The 536-nt window shown below is 29.9% G+C and carries 1 protein-coding gene; it reads right to left on the bottom strand.

Annotated elements, in window-relative coordinates:
• Positions 1-135 precede the first annotated feature (135 nt).
• Positions 136-536 (bottom strand): helix-turn-helix domain-containing protein (locus AC3G7N_RS22420; RefSeq protein ID WP_489424308.1); only part of this gene is annotated, 401 nt, incomplete at its 5' end.

The following is a 536-nucleotide window of genomic DNA, read 5'->3' as shown; positions in this document are numbered from 1 at the left end:
ATTGTTTGCCCTTTTAAACCTGTTCATAATGTTTTTGATACATTATGATTAAGTTTATTATATTTAATGATATGGGAGAGAACGCTTGTCCTATTACACTTATTTGAAAATAATGTTAGAAAAAGAAGATCAAATTTAATCTTTTTCTTCTTCTAAGTAAATACATTTATGTAATGGCGGGCAGCCAAGCACCATCCAGATTTTAATAAACAATTCCAATCGCGGTTGAGAAGCATTGTTAAATATTTTGCTGATATTAGGCGACTTCATATTTAATTGATCAGCAACATCTTTTATATAAATATTCTTTTCCTTAGCAATTTCTTTGAATCGATTCTTAACAACAGGTTGCGCATCGTTTTCTCCAAATGGGTTAACAAATTCAAAATGCTTTATTTGCTCTATTTTATCTATAATACACCCAACGACAAACTCCTCAATTTTATAATTGTCGTTTCTATTTTTATCCCTGTGCCGATTAATCAAATTTTCCAGGTCTGTTATCTCTTTTATTTGATCATATGTCTCCTCGTTTA

The organism is Virgibacillus carmonensis, from assembly GCF_057836705.1.
Note: the sequence above shows the minus strand (reverse complement) of the source record. Positions and strands in the feature narration are given on the sequence as shown.